The organism is Pseudomonas syringae pv. cilantro, assembly GCF_001293775.1.
In the GTDB taxonomy this organism is placed as follows: Bacteria; Pseudomonadota; Gammaproteobacteria; order Pseudomonadales; family Pseudomonadaceae; genus Aquipseudomonas; species Aquipseudomonas syringae_P.
The window spans coordinates 1-1818 of the sequence record NZ_LGLN01000094.1 but is presented as its reverse complement, the minus strand read 5'-3'; the positions used below and the strand labels follow the sequence as shown (position 1 = coordinate 1818).

General features: G+C 41.3%; 2 protein-coding genes. Both read left to right on the top strand.

All coding sequences use genetic code 11. The features are described 5' to 3' along the window. On the top strand, positions 1-678 hold a 678-nt coding region (locus ABJ99_RS25200; RefSeq protein ID WP_230081092.1), incomplete at its 5' end, for a hypothetical protein. Positions 679-703: 25 nt separating this feature from the next. Further along, positions 704-1573, top strand: a complete 870-nt coding sequence (locus ABJ99_RS25195) for a hypothetical protein (RefSeq protein WP_054088111.1) — start codon at positions 704-706, stop codon at positions 1571-1573. The last annotated feature ends 245 nt before the right edge of the window (positions 1574-1818 follow it).

Below are 1818 nucleotides of genomic sequence, written 5' to 3'. Positions count from 1 at the left end.
GATAAGATGGCTGATCTGGCTAGAATGGAGAAGCTTGCAAAAATAGAGTCCACAACGGTACAACCGATACCGAAGTTAACCAACAGTGAAGGGGCATACAGCCCCAAATCTGGGGGTGATAATGGTGCTACCAGTTCTACCGTTGATGGGAAAAAAGCCGAAAACCTGTCAGATCCTAGCTCAGATGGAAAAACGACGCCTGAGACTTATATACCTGACACGAATATAGATCTTTTTGCATCATCTAGGGGGAAAGACCTTTCAAAACTGACAAACCAGCAAGTAGGAGATTTAGGCGAGGACATCTCAAAAATTTTTCTACGCGACAATAATCATACAGATATTTTTGCAATTCAAAACAGCAGTGGAAATGGTATCGATATTGTCAGCAGAACGCCTGATGGCCGACTAGCGTTTACAGAGGTAAAAACGTCAAGAACAGGCAATATTGGCGATCTATCTAAGCGGCAGCAAAACATGACTACATTTATTCAAGATGTGTTAGATCAAGCTGCCAATGGGGAAGGCCGTTATAGAAATATTGATCTAGCTGATCAGAGAAGGGCTAGGCAGATGTTAAGAGAGTTTAACCAAGCCCCGGAGAATGTAAGCGGAAATGTAATTGGGGTAGACCTAAAAAATGAAATCTTGCGCATTTCACCTTGGGCGCGAGATTAAGCTTTTCAACTGAGGGAGATCCATAATGAACTGTCTAAAAAAAACTATTGACGCACACAGACAATGGCTTTTTAAATCTAGCGACCTCGTGACAGAGGAACTTAATTATGTCTATGAAGACATTGAAAGCAATTCTTTGGTTGGATTCAACAATGTAGCTGATTCACTTGGTATCCTTGCGTCATACTATGGCACCAAAGGAGAAGTAGCCATTTACGACGAAGACAATTCCGGCTGGCAGGACATCTCTAAGTCCGTCATGTATAGATATTGGGCTTTAAAACTCAAAGCAAAATCTTTTTCAAATACTCGATTTCTTAAAAACGTTAAGACTGTACCTAACTTAACTAATCAGATGAGCAATGCTGCTTGCTTACTGGCGACATTCATATCGACTAATCAACGCGTTTTATCCTCTAATGTTGCCGACATTCTGATGGGAATGATAACTGTTAAAGATGCGGTCGACCAAAGCTATTTTGAAGATCGAAGATTTGAACCATTCATGCTGTGGCTAAATTCAATTTACGCAGGTAGTGACGTACCGTCCCAGGTGACGAATAGGGATTTCGGCGTTTATCAAGCAGTCGTGAATAATTGGGAAAATGAACAGAATCTTAGTTCCTCGCTTGAAGCGATTTGCGTTTATCATTTGGCAAACTCGGAAGATAAAGGCGGCAAATGGAATCCTGAGTTCAAAAAGCCTCCTTTTGACTTACTGCCGTTTGAGCTGAGTGCCATATATCAAGTCCGTCAAAATGTCGGGCTTGAAACACCGACAGAGATAAGGCACAACCTGCTACCTATCAAAAAAACAGACTTAGAGAAAATAAATTTTAATTCTGACGATATTTTAGAAAAAATCAACGCTGCTTACGAAGACTTTTTCGGATAGAGTTTAAAGCCTACTAGACCATCCTTAAACTATACGAATGCCGAATGCCGAATGCCGAATGCCGAATAGCATAGAATTTCAGACATAAACTAATGCCTATATCCGAACATATTGTAAGGGCAGCGAAATGGTGGCAACGTATAAATTTGAGTTTAGACACAGGGCTAATGCATCGTATCCGCGCCACGAACCCCACCTAGAAAAAAATGAGGATCTGATTTAGCGAGGCATCTCTGGCGAGCAAT

What these genes read in the sequence shown, in the direction of transcription:
- ABJ99_RS25195 (WP_054088111.1), top strand. Translation starts at nt 704, where the DNA reads ATGAACTGTCTAAAAAAAACTATTGACGCACACAGACAATGGCTTTTT.